At 36.5% G+C, this 18698-nt stretch carries 16 protein-coding genes; 5 read left to right on the forward strand and 11 right to left on the reverse strand.

Features of this window, described 5'->3' with window-relative positions:
- Positions 1-3: 3 nt before the first annotated feature.
- From HZI73_RS21595 to HZI73_RS21605, 3 genes are all read right to left on the reverse strand, one after another.
- Positions 4-855, reverse strand: a complete 852-nt coding sequence (locus tag HZI73_RS21595; RefSeq protein ID WP_212695423.1) for a carbohydrate ABC transporter permease — start codon at positions 853-855, stop codon at positions 4-6.
- 14 nt (positions 856-869) lie between these two features.
- Positions 870-1754, reverse strand: a complete 885-nt coding sequence (locus HZI73_RS21600; protein WP_212695424.1) for a carbohydrate ABC transporter permease — start codon at positions 1752-1754, stop codon at positions 870-872.
- 139 nt (positions 1755-1893) lie between these two features.
- Positions 1894-3396 (reverse strand): ABC transporter substrate-binding protein, encoded by a 1503-nt coding sequence (locus HZI73_RS21605; RefSeq protein WP_212695425.1) that lies wholly within the window; start codon positions 3394-3396, stop codon positions 1894-1896.
- A gap of 465 nt (positions 3397-3861) precedes the next feature.
- Here HZI73_RS21605 and HZI73_RS21610 point away from each other — a divergent pair, with 465 nt between their 5' ends.
- On the forward strand, positions 3862-4362 hold the full coding sequence (locus HZI73_RS21610; RefSeq protein ID WP_212695426.1) for a flavin reductase family protein: 501 nt from the start codon (positions 3862-3864) through the stop codon (positions 4360-4362).
- Positions 4363-4523: 161 nt separating this feature from the next.
- Here the strand turns inward: HZI73_RS21610 and HZI73_RS21615 are convergent, their stop codons facing one another.
- Positions 4524-6764 (reverse strand): glycoside hydrolase family 3 C-terminal domain-containing protein, encoded by a 2241-nt coding sequence (locus HZI73_RS21615; RefSeq protein WP_212695427.1) that lies wholly within the window; start codon positions 6762-6764, stop codon positions 4524-4526.
- Positions 6765-7068: 304 nt separating this feature from the next.
- Between HZI73_RS21615 and HZI73_RS21620 the strand changes: the two genes are divergently transcribed.
- On the forward strand, positions 7069-7836 hold the full coding sequence (locus tag HZI73_RS21620; protein ID WP_212695428.1) for a helix-turn-helix domain-containing protein: 768 nt from the start codon (positions 7069-7071) through the stop codon (positions 7834-7836).
- Positions 7837-7953: 117 nt separating this feature from the next.
- Here HZI73_RS21620 and HZI73_RS21625 read toward each other — a convergent pair whose 3' ends face one another.
- The 4 genes from HZI73_RS21625 to HZI73_RS21640 all read right to left on the reverse strand — a co-directional run bounded on the left by HZI73_RS21625 (position 7954) and on the right by HZI73_RS21640 (position 13014).
- Positions 7954-8994 carry a uroporphyrinogen decarboxylase family protein gene (locus tag HZI73_RS21625; protein WP_212695429.1) on the reverse strand — a complete coding sequence of 347 codons (1041 nt, stop codon included), beginning with the start codon at positions 8992-8994 and terminating at the stop codon, positions 7954-7956.
- Between the two features lie 117 nt (positions 8995-9111).
- Positions 9112-10023, reverse strand: coding sequence for a CobW family GTP-binding protein (locus HZI73_RS21630; protein ID WP_212695430.1), 912 nt, complete (start codon positions 10021-10023; stop codon positions 9112-9114).
- 134 nt (positions 10024-10157) lie between these two features.
- On the reverse strand, positions 10158-11513 hold the full coding sequence (locus HZI73_RS21635; RefSeq protein ID WP_212695431.1) for a diguanylate cyclase domain-containing protein: 1356 nt from the start codon (positions 11511-11513) through the stop codon (positions 10158-10160).
- Between the two features lie 253 nt (positions 11514-11766).
- Positions 11767-13014, reverse strand: coding sequence for a uroporphyrinogen decarboxylase/cobalamine-independent methonine synthase family protein (locus HZI73_RS21640; RefSeq protein WP_212695432.1), 1248 nt, complete (start codon positions 13012-13014; stop codon positions 11767-11769).
- A gap of 138 nt (positions 13015-13152) precedes the next feature.
- Here HZI73_RS21640 and HZI73_RS21645 point away from each other — a divergent pair, with 138 nt between their 5' ends.
- Both HZI73_RS21645 and HZI73_RS21650 read left to right on the forward strand, forming a co-directional pair.
- On the forward strand, positions 13153-14007 hold the full coding sequence (locus HZI73_RS21645) for an AraC family transcriptional regulator (protein WP_212695433.1): 855 nt from the start codon (positions 13153-13155) through the stop codon (positions 14005-14007).
- A 142-nt stretch (positions 14008-14149) separates the two neighbouring features.
- Positions 14150-15223, forward strand: a complete 1074-nt coding sequence (locus tag HZI73_RS21650; protein ID WP_212695434.1) for a uroporphyrinogen decarboxylase/cobalamine-independent methonine synthase family protein — start codon at positions 14150-14152, stop codon at positions 15221-15223.
- 67 nt (positions 15224-15290) lie between these two features.
- Here HZI73_RS21650 and HZI73_RS21655 read toward each other — a convergent pair whose 3' ends face one another.
- Positions 15291-16151, reverse strand: a complete 861-nt coding sequence (locus HZI73_RS21655) for an AraC family transcriptional regulator (RefSeq protein ID WP_212695435.1) — start codon at positions 16149-16151, stop codon at positions 15291-15293.
- A gap of 111 nt (positions 16152-16262) precedes the next feature.
- A complete protein-coding gene (locus tag HZI73_RS21660) occupies positions 16263-16799 on the reverse strand; it encodes a TetR/AcrR family transcriptional regulator (protein ID WP_212695436.1) in 537 nt (178 codons plus the stop codon).
- Positions 16800-17000: 201 nt separating this feature from the next.
- Between HZI73_RS21660 and HZI73_RS21665 the strand changes: the two genes are divergently transcribed.
- A complete protein-coding gene (locus tag HZI73_RS21665; RefSeq protein WP_212695437.1) occupies positions 17001-17954 on the forward strand; it encodes an alpha/beta fold hydrolase in 954 nt (317 codons plus the stop codon).
- Positions 17955-18081: 127 nt separating this feature from the next.
- Here the strand turns inward: HZI73_RS21665 and HZI73_RS21670 are convergent, their stop codons facing one another.
- Positions 18082-18690, reverse strand: coding sequence for a V-type ATP synthase subunit D (locus HZI73_RS21670; protein WP_212695438.1), 609 nt, complete (start codon positions 18688-18690; stop codon positions 18082-18084).
- Positions 18691-18698: the final 8 nt, after the last annotated feature.

Raw genomic sequence — 18698 nt, forward strand, 5'->3', positions numbered from 1 at the left:
TATCTATTTTACTGCACCTGCAGTGGACCCTGCAATCATGTATTTTTGAATAATAAACGTAAACACTATTACCGGTAATGACACAATCAGTGATAAGGTGGCTACAGAAACTGGACTTGGTGTGAATGCACCAAATACACTTCTTAAGTATACAGGTAATGGTAAGACACTAGCTGATGTTGTGGATGTTATAAAGTAAGAGAAAATAAACTCATTCCACGATAATAAAAACACATAAATTGCCCCTGCCGCCAGTCCTGGAACAGCTAGTGGTAAGATGACACGGGTAAAGGCATATAATTTGCTTCCTCCCATAATCATGACCTGCTCTTCTAAATCCACAGGTATGGTTTCAAAAACACCTTGTGCAATATACACCACATAGGGTAAACCCAGTATGGTGTGGGATAAAGCCACTTTTAACTCGATGGGTAAATGATATAAAAATGAATTTGTAAAGATTGTCGCTACAGGTATAACCGCCGAAATATCTGGAATCAGTCGAATGGATAAGATGAGTACCAGTAAGACGGCTTTTCCATTAAACTTAAACCTGGCTAATGCATACGCAGCTGGTGCACCAATTAAAGTGGATAAGGTGACCGTTAATAAAGCAACTTTTATACTAAGGAATGCATTAGCCCAGAATCTGGTATCCGATAGGTAATAACGATACATATCCAGATTGGGTTTAAAGGGAAACCAAGGTACAGGATATTGACCACCTGTAATCCAACTGGCTCTATCGGAAATCGAATACTTAAACATAATATAAATAGGTAACAACACCAGCACAAGGCTCAAGATGATCATGAAAAACCATATTGTTTTTTGTACTGTCCATTTTTTTCTCATTGATCTTCGCCTCCTTATGCTTTAACCAATAGATTATTTAGGTATTTCAACAATTTGTTCAGTAAGAATGTCCCCACTAAAATGACGACTATAAGAATCATACCGATTGCTGCAGACATGCTTGGGTTTTGGAGTTGAATATAGTATTTCTCAATTAAAACGCCTAAAACAGGGAACGTAGGCGCTAATATGTAAGGAAATATAAACTCTTTCCAAGCTTCTATGGAACGCAGTACAAGTACAGATGATATAGCTGGCAGCATGGATGGCAAGGTAATGTAAAAAAAGTTTTGAATGGATGAAGCACCCATGGTCTTCGCCGCTTCATACTGGTCTTCACTAATGGCCTGTAATCCTGCTAACAGAATAAGCATGGAAATGGGGGTATCCCGCCAGACTTTACCAAATATCGATAGACCAATCGCCAAAGGCTCCTTACTGATAAAAGCAATCTCCGTGTTCACAACCTTTGGAAAAAAGCTGTATTGTCCTAATAAAAGGGACGATATATGACCACCTTGCGAAAACATTAATAACAAAATGGATGTGGTGACAATGGTTGGTATAGCCAGTGGTAATAAAAACACACTTCGGACAACACCCCTACCCAGAAATTTTTTATTAACCAGCATAGCCGTAACCATACCTGTTAATAGTTGAAGTGGTGTTGCGAAGATTACAAAATAAAAAGTTCTTAGAAAAGCTTCTTTAAATTCTTTTGATTCTGCCATCTCAATAAAATTTTGGATACCCATGGATGTTGCCATACCAGCCTCATAATGGGTAAACGCCAATTTAACTAAATAAAAAACGATGACGGAAAAGAACCCTAATAAAAAGAGTATGGCTGGTAAGAGTGTCCAAATTAAGAAAGCATTCTTTTTTATTGCTTTTATCATGTTTCCCTCCTACAAGGTTTAAATGAGGCTGTCTCATGAAAGCAAACAGATTCCATGAGACAGCCCATTCTCATTATGCTTCATATATGAATACCCATGTTACTCACCTATGAAGCTTCGTACCAATATCGCTAATCCATTATTTCTTCAGTATATCTGCTGCTTTTTTCGTATACGTTTCAAGCTGTGATTGTACGCTATCATGATTACCTGATACAACAATGTCAAACCAAGCGTCATTATATAATTGGGCAATTTCAGGCCAGTTCAAATCCGTTGGTAAAGGCGTCACATCTGAATTAATCTGTTTAACAGCGTTCTCAAATACGTCCTTAATCCAATCCTCTTCAAAAGAACTGCCTAAGTCATCCATAATATCTTTTCGAACAGGCATCATGCCAAATGTTGAAGCTTCTGCTTTGTGATTCTCCGCATTGGTGATAAACCTTGCTAATGCATAGGATAACTTGGCATCGGGTGTTGATTTGGGGATACCCCACCACCAGCCACCTAACTGTGATGCATGTTTACCCATACGTGCTGGTTTTCCATCTGCCATGTCAAGGGATGCACCTGCTGGCATAATGGCAACCCCCATATCATCAGGATTAGCTAAGAAACCTGTCATGGATGGGTCTGTTCCCCCATGAATAAAGAATGCGTCAATCTGATGCATGAATGCTAAATACACTTTTCCTGCTGCCATAGCTTTCCAGATACCACCGCCAGACCAGCCTTCTTCCCACATACCTGGGTTATATAACCCATTCTCTTTCATGAACACTTCCCATTCATAAGCATCAACAATCCCTTGACCTGTCATGTGAAGGACTTCTTCTTGGGAAGCACCTGCTTGAAAAGCTTTGGTCACAAGCTCTGTTGTGGTACCAGCATAATCTTTTCCCCGGTGAGCTATACGCGGTTCTTTCATACCATTCATTTCTGTATTTGCCCAATAGTAACCAGCAACTGCCAGATCGTACCAATCCCATGCATTAGGGTCAGCTTCTAATGTATAATCTGAAGGCAAGCCAAAACCGTTTTCTGCTTTAAACATAGCCTGTATAGCATCTTTCATCGGTTCCCAGTTAGCCACGGCATCCTCTACAGCAGATTTTAAGTATAACAAGGTATTGGTTTCAAGTTTTCGAGGTATGTAATAAGGTTCCCCATCAATGGTTCCTAATGCTACTGCTTCTTCCAGATAATCGCCTAAATCAGACGCAACATCAACCCCGTCAATCTCATTAAGACGCATCATAAAGCCTTTTTTAGCCAATGGGGTCACCATAGAATCTCCAGTTTTTACGAGTCCTATGGTATTTTCTTTATCAAGTTCTAAAATTTGCTGTAAGTCAACCACATTTTCAAAGGTTCGTACATTGATTTTAACACCATGCTGCTGTTCAAACTTCTTAATGATATTTTCTCTAAACCATTTGTCTTGGGACTCCATCATACGGATATATACGGTCATTTCCTTTGCATCAAAGGTAAGCGTATCCTTATCCTGTTCTTGTCCCTGAGATGAATCTGATGATGAAGGTGTTTTCTGTGAATCTCCCTTTTCTTTGTCACCTGTACACCCCACAACACTTAACATAAGTAACAATGTCATAAATAGTGATAATATTTTTCGCATAACCATCCTCCTTTTTATTTAACTTTTCTAATATAAACCCTGTGAATACACTAGAAAAATGTTTAACCATCCCATTTATTTGTGAAATATAATGCAATTGACTACGTGTTTTGTCATGAGCATAGTGTTATTTTAGCACTGTAAAAACGTTTTTTCAAGTATTTATTTATTTTATCTATTTTTTTGTATATAATTAACATATTTAAAAATAATTTTAGTATATTTTTTTAATTTATAAGCTTTTAAAATTCATTTTATGAGAAAACGTTTTTACAAAAGTTTATTAAGTTATAATTATTATTCTTTCTATGGTAACCGTTATTAACTTGTAAACGCCTATACTACTTGTAGCATTGGTGTTACTAACTCTATTTTATAGGTCTTAATTAATATTGTATTTTGAAATAAACATCTTGTATAATTATAGTTAGATACATATACAAATGATATGGGAGGATTAGATCCATGAAAAAACAAGTAACGGATTTTAAAAGTTGTCTTAAGACAATGCCAGATATACTGGTTTCATGCCGAAGCAAAGATGGTCAAGACAATGCTTTGGCTGTAGCGTATGCTTGTAATTGCAGCTATGATCCACCAATGGTGATGGTAGGTATTGTACCCAGCCGATATTCTTATCATATGATTAAAGAAACGGGTGTTTTTGTTGTAAATCTTGTAACGGAAGCCTTAAGAAAAGAATATGCTTATTTGGGAAGCCATAGCGGAAGAGATGAAGATAAATTAAAGGCATTAGATATGAAAATAGGTGAGGGAAAAAAAGTCAATGCCCCTCTACTCTTAGATTGTCCTGTCAACATTGAATGCACCGTCGTTGATTCCATTAAAACAGGATCCCATGAAATGTTTGTCGGCAAGGTAGCATATATTCATGCACACGAAGAACTCATCCAAGAAAATGGAAGACTTGATTTTTCTAAAATAAACATTATAAAATTCAGATAAGATTATGTTTCAGATGTCAAACCATGAACCAAAAAAGAACTGCCAGATTTGTGTAGTTAAACTCTGGCAGTCCATAGCTCTATACCTGTTATAAACTTTAAATCCCTATGGTCATTTTTATCATTAAGATCAAGTTTGCTTCAAATGTTACTTTATTATTTCTATGCATTTAACTGCTCTAATAAATTTTCCAGATCATTTTCATCCATGCCACCAAACATCATCATAGCTCTCAAGGTACTTGTAGAGCCCATTTCTTCTATGGCGTCACCATCAAATAAATTACTACCAGCAAACATGTCTCTCATTTTGCCAAAAATCTGTTGTACAACTTGTGCACCTACTGGATGTTGGGCTATATCACCAAGAACAGAATTTCTGGTGTATACTTTTTTGATGTTAACGGTTGAATTAACTTTAATGGACGTACTAAGTGGTAAGTTGGCGGACGAAGCCCCTACTAATATGTCAAATTCACCTGTTTCTACATGCCAATCCTTAATCCCAACATGGTAATAAGCAAAAGCACGTTTACTTAATGTAAAGACCACTTTTTTTGATTCTCCAGGGGCAAGTTCCACTTTTGCAAATTCTTTTAGTTCTTTGTCTGGTCGGATAACGGATGATACCTTATCCCTCACATACAGTTGTACAACTTCTCTACCTGTTCGGTCACCGGTATTCTTAACTGTAACCGTTACATTTACTTGATCTGTATCGGCTATTTCGTCTTTATCTACTTGTATATCGGTGTATTCAAAGGTGGTGTAGCTAAGTCCAAATCCAAATGGGAATAAGGGTTTCATTTCCTTAGCATCATAATAGCGATAGCCAACAAATAAGCCTTCTTGATAAGAAACTTTATCTTCTTTTCCCGGGAAATTTAATGCAGATGGATTATCTTTTAATTTAATAGGGAAAGTTTCTGCTAATTTTCCAGATGGATTCGCCATGCCATATAATAGTTCCGCTACTGCTGCTCCCCCTGCTTGGCCGCCTAAATAGCCTTCTAATACAGCTCTGACATGATTCAGCCAAGGCATTTCAATGGGTGAACCGTTGGCCAATACCACCACGATGTTTTCATTGACTTCACTTAACGCCTCAATTAGCTGCACCTGATTTTTGGGCATTTGCATATGTTTTCTATCATAGCCTTCTGACTCATATCGGTCAGGAAGCCCTACAAAAACAACAACCACTTCATTGTCTCTGGCACATTGAATGGCTTCTGCTACCAATGTTTCACAAGGTTCATCGGCCTGTAAATCATAACCTTGTGCGTAACAGATTGAACTGATTTTTTCTATTTCCTCATAGGCATTGTGCAAATAAATGGGGTTAATATGTGAACTTCCTCCACCTTGAAATCTTGGGGTTTTAGCTAGCTCTCCAATGACAGCAACTTTTTGTTTGTTATGAAGAGGCAAGATTTGGTGATCATTTTTAAGAAGCACCATACACTCCGAAGCTACATTTTTTGCTAAAGTATCATGTTCTTCTTTATTAAAGGTCATTTCTTTAGCTTCTTCTGTCCCTTTAAATGCTAATGATAAAACCCGTTCAACAACTTTGTCTAATGCTTCCATGGTCAGCTTGCCATTATTCACAGCATCAATAATCCTTTTGTCATTGCGTCCACCATTACCAGGCATTTCTAAATCCATACCGGCTTTTATGCCTTCAACGCGGTCATCTTCTGCTCCCCAGTCAGAAACAACTAAACCTTCATATCCCCAGTCATCTCTTAATATTTCTGTCAATAAACGATAATTATCTGGGCAATACGTACCGTTTAACTTATTGTAAGCACACATCACAGTCCAAGGCTTTGCTTCTTTTATAGCTGTTTCAAAGCTTGCCAAATATATCTCCCTTAGGGTTCTTTCATCCACAAGTGTATCCACACTCATTCTTTTGTATTCTTGATTATTGGCAGCAAAATGCTTAATGGATGTTCCAACGCCTTGGCTTTGTACCCCCATAATGTAATGTTTTGCTATCTGAGAAGATAAGTAGGGGTCTTCTGAAAAATATTCAAAATTTCTGCCACATAATGGCGATCGTTTAATATTGGCTCCTGGACCTAGCAATACGGCCACATTTTCTGTTTGGGCTTCTTCCCCTAATGCTACACCTACTTTTCCAATTAAATCCCGATCCCAAGAGGATGCAAGTGTAACACCTGCTGGGAAACATGTTGCCGGTACAGATTCATTCATACCTAGGTGGTCCACGTCAACAGCTTGTTTTCTTAACCCATGAGGTCCGTCAGATACCATAATGGATGGTACACCTAATCTATCAATGGGTTTTGTTGTCCAAAAGTCTTGTCCAGAACATAAGGATGCCTTTTCTTCAAGTGTCAGTTGAGATAAGATGTTTTTCACGTTTTCCTTCATAATGACCCTCCAATACATTATTTTGCTTAAATGGCTCCATTACTTCATTCATACTTTTATCAAACACAACGAGGCTAACATATTTCGTATAGTCCATGATTTTCCTTTAAGATGGGTTATGCTAACATTGTTGTTTTTAGCTCGCTATGCTATAATAACACTAATGATTCTGGTTTTATTATAATAAAATGTAACCTGTTAATCTATCAAGATTATTACCGTTTTTTATTCATTTTTTACTTTTGGAGGGGATCATGTGTTTATAGGGAATATGAACTTCAGTCAAATTTTCCATACATCTAACATGACCGATATGTTATTAGAGGAAGAACGGGCATTTCAAAACATAGGGGAAACATCCCATTACCCTTATGCATTAGAGAAGAAGCTCTATCAAGCCATTCTAGAGGGTAACTTAGAGGAAATTGAAAATCTTGGCTATGCATATAGCACTTACTCGCCGTCTGTTTTATGTCGTAATAATTCTTTACGCTCACTAAAAAACAACTTAATCTGTAACTGTACAGTGGTTACAAGAATTGCTATTGAAGCAGGCTTAGATGAAAAATACGCCTTCTTTTTAAGCGACCTCTATATTAACAAAATTGAGTCTCTTCATCAAAAAGAAACCCTTTTAAATCTCAACTCTGTTATGATATTCGACTTTATTAGCCATACAAAAAATAGCGTAGCTACCCACATGAATAACTACGCACCACTTACTCAGAAAATTATTAAATATGTTAGCAAAAATTTATACAAGAATTTTAGCCTTAAGGATGTAGCCAATCATGTCAATGCCAATAGCAGTTACTTATCCAGAATGTTTAAGAAAGATGTCGGCATGAGTTTTACCCAATACATTCATACCAACAGAATAAAGAAAGCACAACATCTGATCTTGTTTTCCAATCTATCCTTAATCGAAATCTCTACAAAATTAGGCTATACCACCCAAAGTCATTTTAGTAAAACCTTTAAGCAAATAACAGGCATTACACCCAATCAATTTAAGCAAAATCAAAAATCCCATAGCCTATTACATGAACCTAGCAAGGAATCAAAAGCTTAAAGAAATAACTTATTGTCGTGCACCTTTTATATAGCAAAAAAACTAGCTCATGACTAGTTTTTTGCTCGTTACCTTAATATTGGTTAAAAGGATGTTATTCTTAATAGGCTACAGGGATTAGACATACTTACCATAAGTTTTACCTACTTCAATAATGGCCTTTGCTTTCTCAAAATCTAGACTTGATGGGTATTCACAGCCTGTTGAAAGAATAAATCCACCATCTTTTTTAAATGTATCAATATCACGCTTAGCCAATTCTACAACGGTTTCTACAGGACTGGTCATGATAACGCCTGGATCAATACAGCCAATTAATGTGGTCAGGTGACCATATTTTTCTTTACATTCCTTCATATCCTTACAATCATCTGGCACATGCAAAAAGGAGATTGCTTCTGGCTGCATTCTTTTAATCTGTACATCAAAATAGATGCCATTACCACAATTGTGAATCATGACCATACACCCTCTATCGTGTACATGTTTTGCTATTTTTTCAATGAATGGACCTTCAAATTCGTCCCACATTTCTTTACTCAAAATGGATTGAGATGCAAACAACGTATCAAACATGATCGCATGTACACCTGTATCGATAAGGCGGTCCACATAGTCCAATAAGGTTTCGGTGACTACTCCAACCGCATGTTTTACTTCATCAGGATTCATAATAAGGTCTAAGAACATCTCCTGTTGTCCCCTTAACATACTAACGACACCAAGAGGTCCAAAGACAAAAGCCACAATGGGCGTATCTTGACCTTTTGCATCCACAAGCAGTTGACAAAGCTTAATATGCTCCATCATGCGTTCCCCAGACTCTACTTGAATGGGTTTTATTTTTTTATAATCTTCTGGTGAACGAATCAAACGGTCGTTTCTATCAGGGTAGGCTGCTTCATCATCCTCATAAACTATTTTAGCTCCAAAGTCTGAAGCTTCTACAGATAAATCCGTTAATGTACATATAACATCCAGATTATAATCCTCTGTTAGCTTAATGTAAGCTTCTGCACAGACTTCTGCATCTTTTGCCAGCTGCTCATAGGTAGCTCCTACAAGTTTTCTTGCCACGCTATTTAATAACGGATAGATGGGCACCCGATCGGCTTCTTTGTGTTGTATGGCTAACCCTACTCTTTCTATTGCATTCATAAAAGCGCCTCCTAAAATCATTTTGATTAGATTATAGAACAAAGACGCTTATTATTCTTGTATATAATTAATATTCTTTGGAGATATTTAACACCATTTACCTATATGCTTTAACACTTAAAAAAGCATTGCCAGTTTTGACTTATCCATATGATCACCAATGATGCTCACCTGTGGTTCTGCCTTTTTAGACACTTCATCAAGACTGTAATCACCATAAGCATAATTAACACAATAATGCTTATCATCAACGATTAAATAGCCTTTTAAACGGATGACGTAACCCACTTTACCACTTCGTAAAGTATCCATTAATCCTTCAAATTGCTCTATGGTCATCTTTGAAACCGTTTGTATACCCATGGATTGTATATCATATTCTGCATGATGACTTTCTACACCCTCTTCATGACGTGGGTTTTGGATGTGGGTACGGTGCTCAAAGATGATTTTCAAATCCTCATTTGTCAAAGACTTGAAAGGAATCGAAAAAACATTCGCCTTTGGATTGTCTTCCTTGAGTCCTTTAATGGTTTTGGTGATTTCATGTTCATGATAATCATCACATTTACTTAAAATGAGATTATTAGCTGCGCTGATTTGACTATGAAAAAATTTGGAATAACGCATTTTACTTTCTCTATAGTATTTGGTATCCACAATGGTGTGTATACCATTAAGGTAGCATTTGTCTGCAATTTGTGGTTGCTTAAGTATGTCAAATAAATCTTCAATAACAAAAATACCTGAGGGTTCTATTAGAATCTGCTTTGGCTGATATGCCTTAATGATACGCTCAAGGGTTTCTATAAATTCACCTTTCAAACTGCAGCATATACACCCCTTGGAAATCTCATACACCTGTAAATCTTCGTCTGCAAATAATGAACCATCAATGGCGATTTCGCCAAATTCATTTTCAATGAGTATGAGTTTTTCATTTTGGAAATAACCAAGCTCTAAAACTTTTTTAATAAAAGTCGTTTTCCCTGATCCTAAAAAACCTGTGATGACATCTATCTTTACCATTGTATGAACCCTTTCCTTAAAACAGGGTTAAATACCTGTTTTCCTTTTGTCTGGATTTAATAAGGTTATTACTATAGATTATAAGCAACCACAGGCTTTTTTTCTTGTATAAAATTAATATTATTTGGAAATATTTATGAATTGATAGACCCATTTTCCTTTGTCATTCTTTTTTCTTCATACATTCTTGTATCAGCAATATTCATGACTTTTTCTAAGGTATCCCCATCTATAGGATAAGTAGCAAGCCCAATGCTTGGAATAACCGGTATATCCATATCCTCATGTTTAAAATTAAATACTGCTTTCGCTCTTAGACGTTCTTCAATATCTTCTAAATCTTTCATATGATGAATGTCAGAAACGAGAATAAGAAATTCGTCGCCACCTAATCGAAAGACTCTCTTTTCTTGAATAGCAATGGCATTAAGACGCTTAGCAAATGCAATTAAAACCAAATCACCAACTTTATGTCCATAATTATCATTGATGGCTTTGAAACGATTAATATCTATTAAAAATATACCAATTAAGCCATTATTGGCTTCCGCTTTCTTTAATACCATTTGATAATAATACTCTAGCACATATCGATTATTTAACCCTGTCAATTGATCATTCATGGCTTGATCATGCAATTGATACCTTGTATGAAAGATCATATAGATAAAGAAGCCAATGATTAAGCTGACCAGAATGGCTACTACCCTAAACGTTATGATTTTATTGTCACCCTTTTGCCAGCCATGTAAGGGTTCCACAACAACTTTCCATTGATTATTAAGAATCTCAACGTCTAATGTAAGACCTTCACGGTCTATTATACTGCTATCACCATAAAAAGGCTTTTGTGGAAAATCCCGTTGATTATAAATAGCTGCATGGATATGTAATTCCTTCATGATGGTATCCATATTCTCTAGGTATCTATCAGCATCCAACACAATGCTAATCTGACCACAATATTCGTCTTCTATAATAACAGGTATTCGTGCAATAAACCCAACATCACCCTGTACTAAGTTAATGGGTCCAACAAACAAACGTTTGAGCGTTTCTTTGACCTTAAGAACACCTTCGCGCTGGTCTGGTATTTTTGCTAAATCCACACCAATAACTTTTTCATTGCCCTCTCTTGGATAATTCCATATAACCGTTGTATTCTCTAACATACCAATATTCCTGATTAAGGTCGTTTTTTTAGATAGCAATTGTTCCAAATACCTATTGGTTTCGTCCTCTGATATATCTGGATTGGTTTTTATATAGGCTAAATAGCCTTCTAACAAATTCGTGCTCTCATTGATGGTAGCCTCTACCCTAGACTGAAAGCTTAAGAATTTCTCTAAAACTTCTAATCGTTGCCTTTGGTCATCCCTATTTTTTACCACATCAATAGCTAAAAAAAGTAATATCATTATCATAACACTTACTGTAATCCCTATACCCGTCGCGTATATAATTTGTTGTTTTTTTGTCTTTAGATTCATGGTTATACCTCCACTCGTTAGCCTACTAGCAGTTATTGGGAGCCTCTTTTGTTATACGATGTCCTACTTATGCTTTATCATACCATCATTTAATTTTCTTATCTATAGTATAGCATAAATTTTATACGAACTCTATTTCCCTTGCTCATGCCTACCTTATACGCATCTGCTATCTTATAAGAAAATGAAAAAAACCTCCCCATAAAAACAGGGAGGTCTGTATCCACTTATACAACACCAAATTATCATTTCTTTATTGCCAATTCTTTTCAATTTCATCTCGAATAATATCAATATATCGTCTAGCCTTATCTTCACTGTTATGAATGGTATACACATCCCGCTGTGCCAATTCCAGCTGACAACCTTGTGCGGCTTTTAGCGTCTTTTGAATATGCTGTCGAAAAGCACCTTCATCCAGTGTTTTATTAACACCTAAAAAGTTAGGACTTGGCTTACGGAGATACACCACTTTTTTCCCTTTTAATTGGGCACCCATATAGGCTTCATCACACCATGGTGAAATGGATACTTTTCTTAAATTGGTCAACTTGGAAATATCTTTTTCCCAAAAAGAATGAACAGGCTCACAACAGCCATAAGAGAGCAAACCAAATATTTTAGAAATCTTCTCGTAACAGGGAAAAATAAATGTATCAAACATGTCAGGGGATATGCCCACCGTTTCTTGTGAATCCATGTATCCCCAGACATCTTCTGTTCTTAGAGGCTTATCTGCTGTATGGGGTAAGTCATCGGTATAACATAAACTGCCTTGACATAATAATTCTTTATCTGTGGTTGGAAACAGGAGTCCTTCTTTTTCCATCCATTTAAAGTATGCAATGTAATCATCAGCAACTCTGTCTATAACTTCTTTAAATAGATCGGGATAATCATACATGGAAAATAACATGGTTTCCATGCCCATCATATGGACAAGTTTCTGAGTAGGACTTGCATCTAAGCTTCCCATTTGCATTTTTGTTGGCAGAATATCACCAAAGATATCATCCACAAAATCCTTATAGCGGTGTGTCTCTTTTCGATGTACGCCAAAAGTGGAGGGCTTAAGCTTATCCACATCCTCTTTCAGATTGGAAATAACATGTTGAAACTGATGTCCCAAATCACTGCCCTTGCCATCAGAAGCATGCACAGTCCCTATCTTCATATCAAAGAGATTAAAATAGGTGTCCCAAGCAATGGGGAAATAATCTGGAACCACCCGATCATCCCCAAACACTTCAAAATTTAAGAACTGACTGTAAAGTGAGGTTTCTAGACGTCTTCCTGCTTCCGTTTCACAGCGTAGCCTCTTGGGTATGAGCTCATGACCAAATGTCCAAAGTTCCAGATGAATCATGGGACGACCTTTCTCAAATCGGCTATGGCGCTGCCATTCTTTATGAATGTCTATATTACGTTCTGAATTGGCATGTTCAAGCTGCTTGTGAGCCACTTCTCTTAATATTGCTTTATCATGGACTGTCACTTTCATGATGTATTCTCCTTTCAAAACACGAGTATATACTTTTATTATAAAGGTATTATACCATTTATTAGTGGTCACTAGAATCCACAACCTTGCTTGAAAGATACACAATATTGCTCTATACTATTCTTAGGAGGTGTCCTCATGGATAAAAAAGCAAACATTTATTTAAAGCCTCATCCAATAGATGCTCATGAAGAAGTTATTATCAATATTACAGGCTACTATGAACACATTAAAAATCATCAAATAACCCGTCAAGGTTCAACATGTGCTGATGAAGCTATTTTTATCTATTGTCTTGAAGGGGCTGGCTGGTTAACAACAGATAATAAAACATATGTTGTGGATAAGGGTATGGCTATCTTTTGTGACCAAAAAGCGCCTCATGCCTATGGGTCTAATGGGCTTAATCCATGGACCATATTATGGGTTCATTTTACAGGTCCTTTTGTAGACTATTTTTCAAATGCCCTTCATGCAAAAGCACAATGCACTGCCTTATCCATCGGATATCATACACATATTGTTCAATACATGAAACAGATTTTGAAGCTCCTAGATACGCCTGATGAGCCCTTAAAAAGACGAACAGCGTACAGCTATCTAAAAGTGTGTTTATGTGAGGTGCTGATGCATGTTCAAGAAAACAGGTCTAAGAATATCACGGCTAATGCCTATGTGGATCAAAGTATTCTCATCATGGAACAATACCTTCATCATTCCCTGAGTCTGGATGAACTCTGTCATGCCATTGGTCTATCTAAATATTATTTTTCAAGACAGTTCAAATTGGCAACAGGTCTTCCTCCCATGACTTACTTTAACCGCTTGAAGATTCAAAAAGCCTCCCATTTACTGGTGACAACTGATGACCGTATTCAAGAAATTAGTGCTCACTTGGGTTTCTCCAATCCTTATTATTTTTCAGAGACTTTTAAGCAATTCACAGGCTTTTCACCTAGAGAATACAAACATATGCATGGTAAAAAATATTAAGCACACAGACATTACTACTTTGAAACAAGGAAGATAAACCCTTGCATCTTAATATCCTTTAAAAAGTAATGAATATACTTAATGTAGGTGAATATGAAATTGTGTACAATAATATCATCAACGACGATAAGGAAGTGAGCCTGTGCTATACAAACTTGATTGGGAGAAGACACAACAAAAGTTTAAAGAATATTGGGCCAAAGAAAATCATGACCGTCCTTTAATCAGCATCACGGCACCCCGTGATGGCTATAAAAAAAATCTGCCAAAAGCACCTGAAAAGCTTGAAGAGCGATGGCTGGATACTGACTATGTTATCAAGCGAGGCAGAGAAAATATGGCAGCTACCTATTATGGTGGTGAAGCCTTTCCCATGAACTGGCCTAACCTTGGACCGGATATTTTTGGGGCAACCTTTGGCTGTGATATTATCTTTGAAGAAGATACCAGCTATGCTAAACCGATTATAGACAACTGGCATGACCAACCGTTGGTTTTTGACCCACAGAACAAATGGTGGCAGAAAATGATGCACATGACAGAAGCCATGGTTGCTGATGCAAAAGGGGACTATTTTGTAGGTATAACCGATCTGCATGCAGGAGCAGATGGCTTAGTATCCCTTAGAGGACCTGAGAATCTCTGCTTAGATTTATATGATCATCTTGAGGTGGTAAAAAAAGCCCTTTTTCAATTGCTGCCTGTTTTTCAGAAACAATTGGATACCCTCTATGACATGACAACTAAGAATTTGGCCGGTAGTTCCAATTGGATGGGTGTATGGCATCCTGAAAAGTGGTACGTCACAAGCAGCGATTTTATCTGCATGATTTCAGAGGAGCAATTTGAGCATTTTGTCCTTCCTGAACTCTTAGAAGAAATTAATTGGCTAAGTGAAAGAACCATTTTCCATCTGGATGGACCAGGGGCATTAAAGCATCTGGACCGCTTATTGGAAATACCTAACCTATCAGGTATTCAATGGGTGTACGGTGCTGGACAGCCTACTGCCGCACACTGGGTGCCTATATTAAAAAAAATCCAGAATGCTGGAAAGCTTATTCAAGTAGAAATTGTGCCGGAGGATCTGGATGTTTTGTTAGAAGAATTAAATCCAGAAGGCGTCATGTACTTCACTAAACCGCGCCAAACCGAAGAAGAAGCAAAAGCCATTATTAAAAAAATGGAGAATGCCTACAAAAAGAAGTTATACTGATTAAGGGATGTACTCATCTTTCTCAGTATTAGATATAAGGTAAGTCAGACTGACCCTTAAGGGCAACTCATCTTTGGTTTCGAAAACGGGATGGTGTTTTACCCGTAAATTTTTTAAATGTAGTGTTAAAATGCGTTGTATTATTAAATCCACATTCTGTTGCAATGTGGGTTATTTTTTTATTACTTTCTTTTAGCTGTATCATGGATTGGTTAATTCTGATTTTATTTACATAATCATTGAAAGTGTATCCTGTGGTTTCTTTAAATATTGTGCAAAAATATTGAGGTGTGATAAACAACTTACCAGCAATATCCTTTAATGCAATTGTGTCTTGATAATGCTGATAGATGTATTCTATGACTTTTTCAACCCGAACAAGATTCTGTTTATTGGGTTTGTTGTTTTTTTCAGGGTCTCTAAAATACCGTGTTAAATAAGTTAAAATCATTAAGAGTCTTGCTTTTATCATCAATTGATAACCCTTAGGTTTTTCTTGGTATTCTTCTTCAATGGCAATCAGCTGTTCCCTTATTTTCGCGGTAAAGGAATGGTCTCTTGACAATTTATTATTAAAATCACTGCCTCTTTCTAGAAAAGGTTGAAGGTAATTATAGTCGAGGCTATTACTGAGATCTGAATATACCAACGTGGGATTAAATACAAGAACTGTCTGGAGCATCTGTTTATCGTAAACTTCTAAATAGTGGGGTTCAATGTTATTAATGACAATAATATCCCCTGGCTCCATCTGGTAGCATCGATTTTTCATATGATATTGTCCATATCCAGCTTTTACATATGAGATTTCTAAACATTCATGCCAATGAAATATCTTATGCATATCATAATAAGGCAGCAGCTCTTGTTGCTGTACCTCCAAAGGGAATTTCTTGTCCAATTGAATGATTGATTTCTTGATTTTCATGGGCATACCCTGCTTTCTATATACATAAGATAGCTTATACCATAATAGCTCTTTTAAGAAATGCAGCACAATGACTGCATGTACTATAAATTCTATTTATATCTTTCTTAATTATCTTTTTAAAAGACCATCATAAACTAAATGAATAATCAATTCAATTTTATGTTCATTGATACAGTCACTATAATTATAACCATATTTGTGAATAATACCATAAATGACTATTTCAAGGTAATCGTAAAGGTCTTCATCGCTTAATGTCTCATCAATATACCCTTCTTCTCGACCTTGCGTATGAAATAGATCTGTAAGCTTGTTCATTTTATCTAATTGCTCATGGTTTAAAAATTGGTACATGTTGGTTACATCATATTTTTTTGTACATCTACACTCCTTAATTTTCAATTTAATTAATTGGGTTAATTTACATTTGAAATCACATGACCCATGGATTACTTTTTCGTATTCATCTATAAAATAGACCATCACTCTTTTTAACACTTCTAAATACAGATTATCTTTACTTTCAAAATATTTGTAGAGTGTAGCTTTTGACGTATTAGCACGTTCAGCAATCTCATCAACACTTACTTTATCAAAGCCATATTTTTCAAACAGCCCAGTTGCAGCATCCAGAATTTTTTCCATTTTAGCTGCTGATCTTTTTGAATGCGAAGTCAACACATCACCTCCAATTATCTTATAGACATCTTACTATAATTGCATAAGATTGTCCATAATGGACTTGGGAAGGATTGACAAACTAAACTAATAATACTATAATAGTTTAGATAGTATTGTTACAGATATTTTTGTTTGCTCATTAAGATAACAAAGGAGGTATTTTTTATGCAACTGAAACCCCAACTTAGAGGGCTACCCGTCGTTGAACTAGGTCACCATATACATCCAACACTTGGGGATACCATCATGCTAAAGAGTGGTAAAAAAATAGGTTATCTGGAATTTGGTGACCCTTCAGGCATACCCATATTTTATTTTCATGGTGGCCTTAGTTCACGTATTGAAGCTGGCATTCTTGCTGAAAATGCAGCAAAAAATGGTTTGCGGCTAATTGGATTAGACCGTCCTGGTGTAGGCTTATCCGACCCAATGAAAGCATTCACTTTCATTGACTGGCCTGCCATCGTTGTGGAGATAGCTGATGCATTAGGTATTGAACGTTTCTCTGTCTGTGGTACTTCTGGTGGTGGGGCTTTCGCTTGTGCGTGTGGGGCAATAGAAGAAGTGTCTAAACGTATGAACACCATCATTCTAATAGCAGGTATGTTGCCAACAACACCAGATGAAAAAAAGTTACAATCCATGATAGTACGATTGAACTTTCCTACAGCAAAATATATACCACTTATAAGTTTTGCCATAAATAAACTTGTTAGCAAACAGTTTATTAAAAGATTGGAATCAGATACGGACCAGGCATTTAAGGAAATGGATAAAGTGGTTAAACCAGGGTATAGCTATATGATGGCTAATAGCATTCTATCCGGTCAATTACAGGGTCAAAAAGCTAACATTAGAGATTTAGCTCTATATGCACAGCCATTAGGTTTTGAACTCAATACCATTAAAGTACCTGTATTAGCATTATCTGGTCTGAAAGATCGCAACGTCCCTTCTGCAATAGCTGATAGAGTTGTCTGTGAAGTCCATTGTGGACGACACATTACCTATGAAGAAGCTGACCATGGTTCTATCTTTAAACAGATGGATGATATGGTTGAGCAAATCACTTTTTATATCCATAACCAAATAGATGGCTGTAAGAAAAAATCAAGCTGATGCACAACATTATTTTGTTTTAAAATGCTTCACACTTCTAGGTTATATCTGCATCGATGTATACATAGTTAAAGGCTACCTCTATTTTTCATAGTGGGTAGCCTTCTAACAGTCATTAATTTATATCTTAGCTTCGCTTAATCATTTTCAATCGTGTAAACTCTTCTCTTTCCTTTTCCTCAAGAGCATTTTGAATATGTTTGGTTAGATTGGTGTATCTTGGAATCATTATATTCTTCAGTGCATTAGCTCGTTTCTGGGTTCTTTTAATATTAATGGCTAACCGATAGATGGCATTTTCTACTTCTGCCATCACCACTGTCAATTGTTTAACCTTATGAAATCTGCTAAATGCTTCGTCAAGGGATAGGGTGGTTCGTGCAAAGCCATATTGTGGGGAAATATCATTATCTGGAATATTAACAATGGGAATCTCGACGCCCATGATACTGCGTACTTTTATTTCGATATTTCTCTCTTCTTCTACGGATGTACCGATCTGTTCAACGGTGCTGATGCCGATAGAAATGTTCGCATTTTGTAAGGCATTATAAGCCTGGGTGAAGGTGGAATCAATAAGGGATTGAATCTTTTCTGCCTTATCAATTAGCGTCATCATTTCACGTACTAATATATTTCGCTTTTTATCCAGCAGTTCATACCCTTGCTTGGATAATTGAAGGGTATTCTTAGCAATAATGAGATTACCTTTTGTAGGAAATAATGTTGTATTCATAAGCAATC

It is taken from the genome of Vallitalea pronyensis (assembly GCF_018141445.1).
Lineage (GTDB): Bacteria > Bacillota > Clostridia > Lachnospirales > Vallitaleaceae > Vallitalea > Vallitalea pronyensis.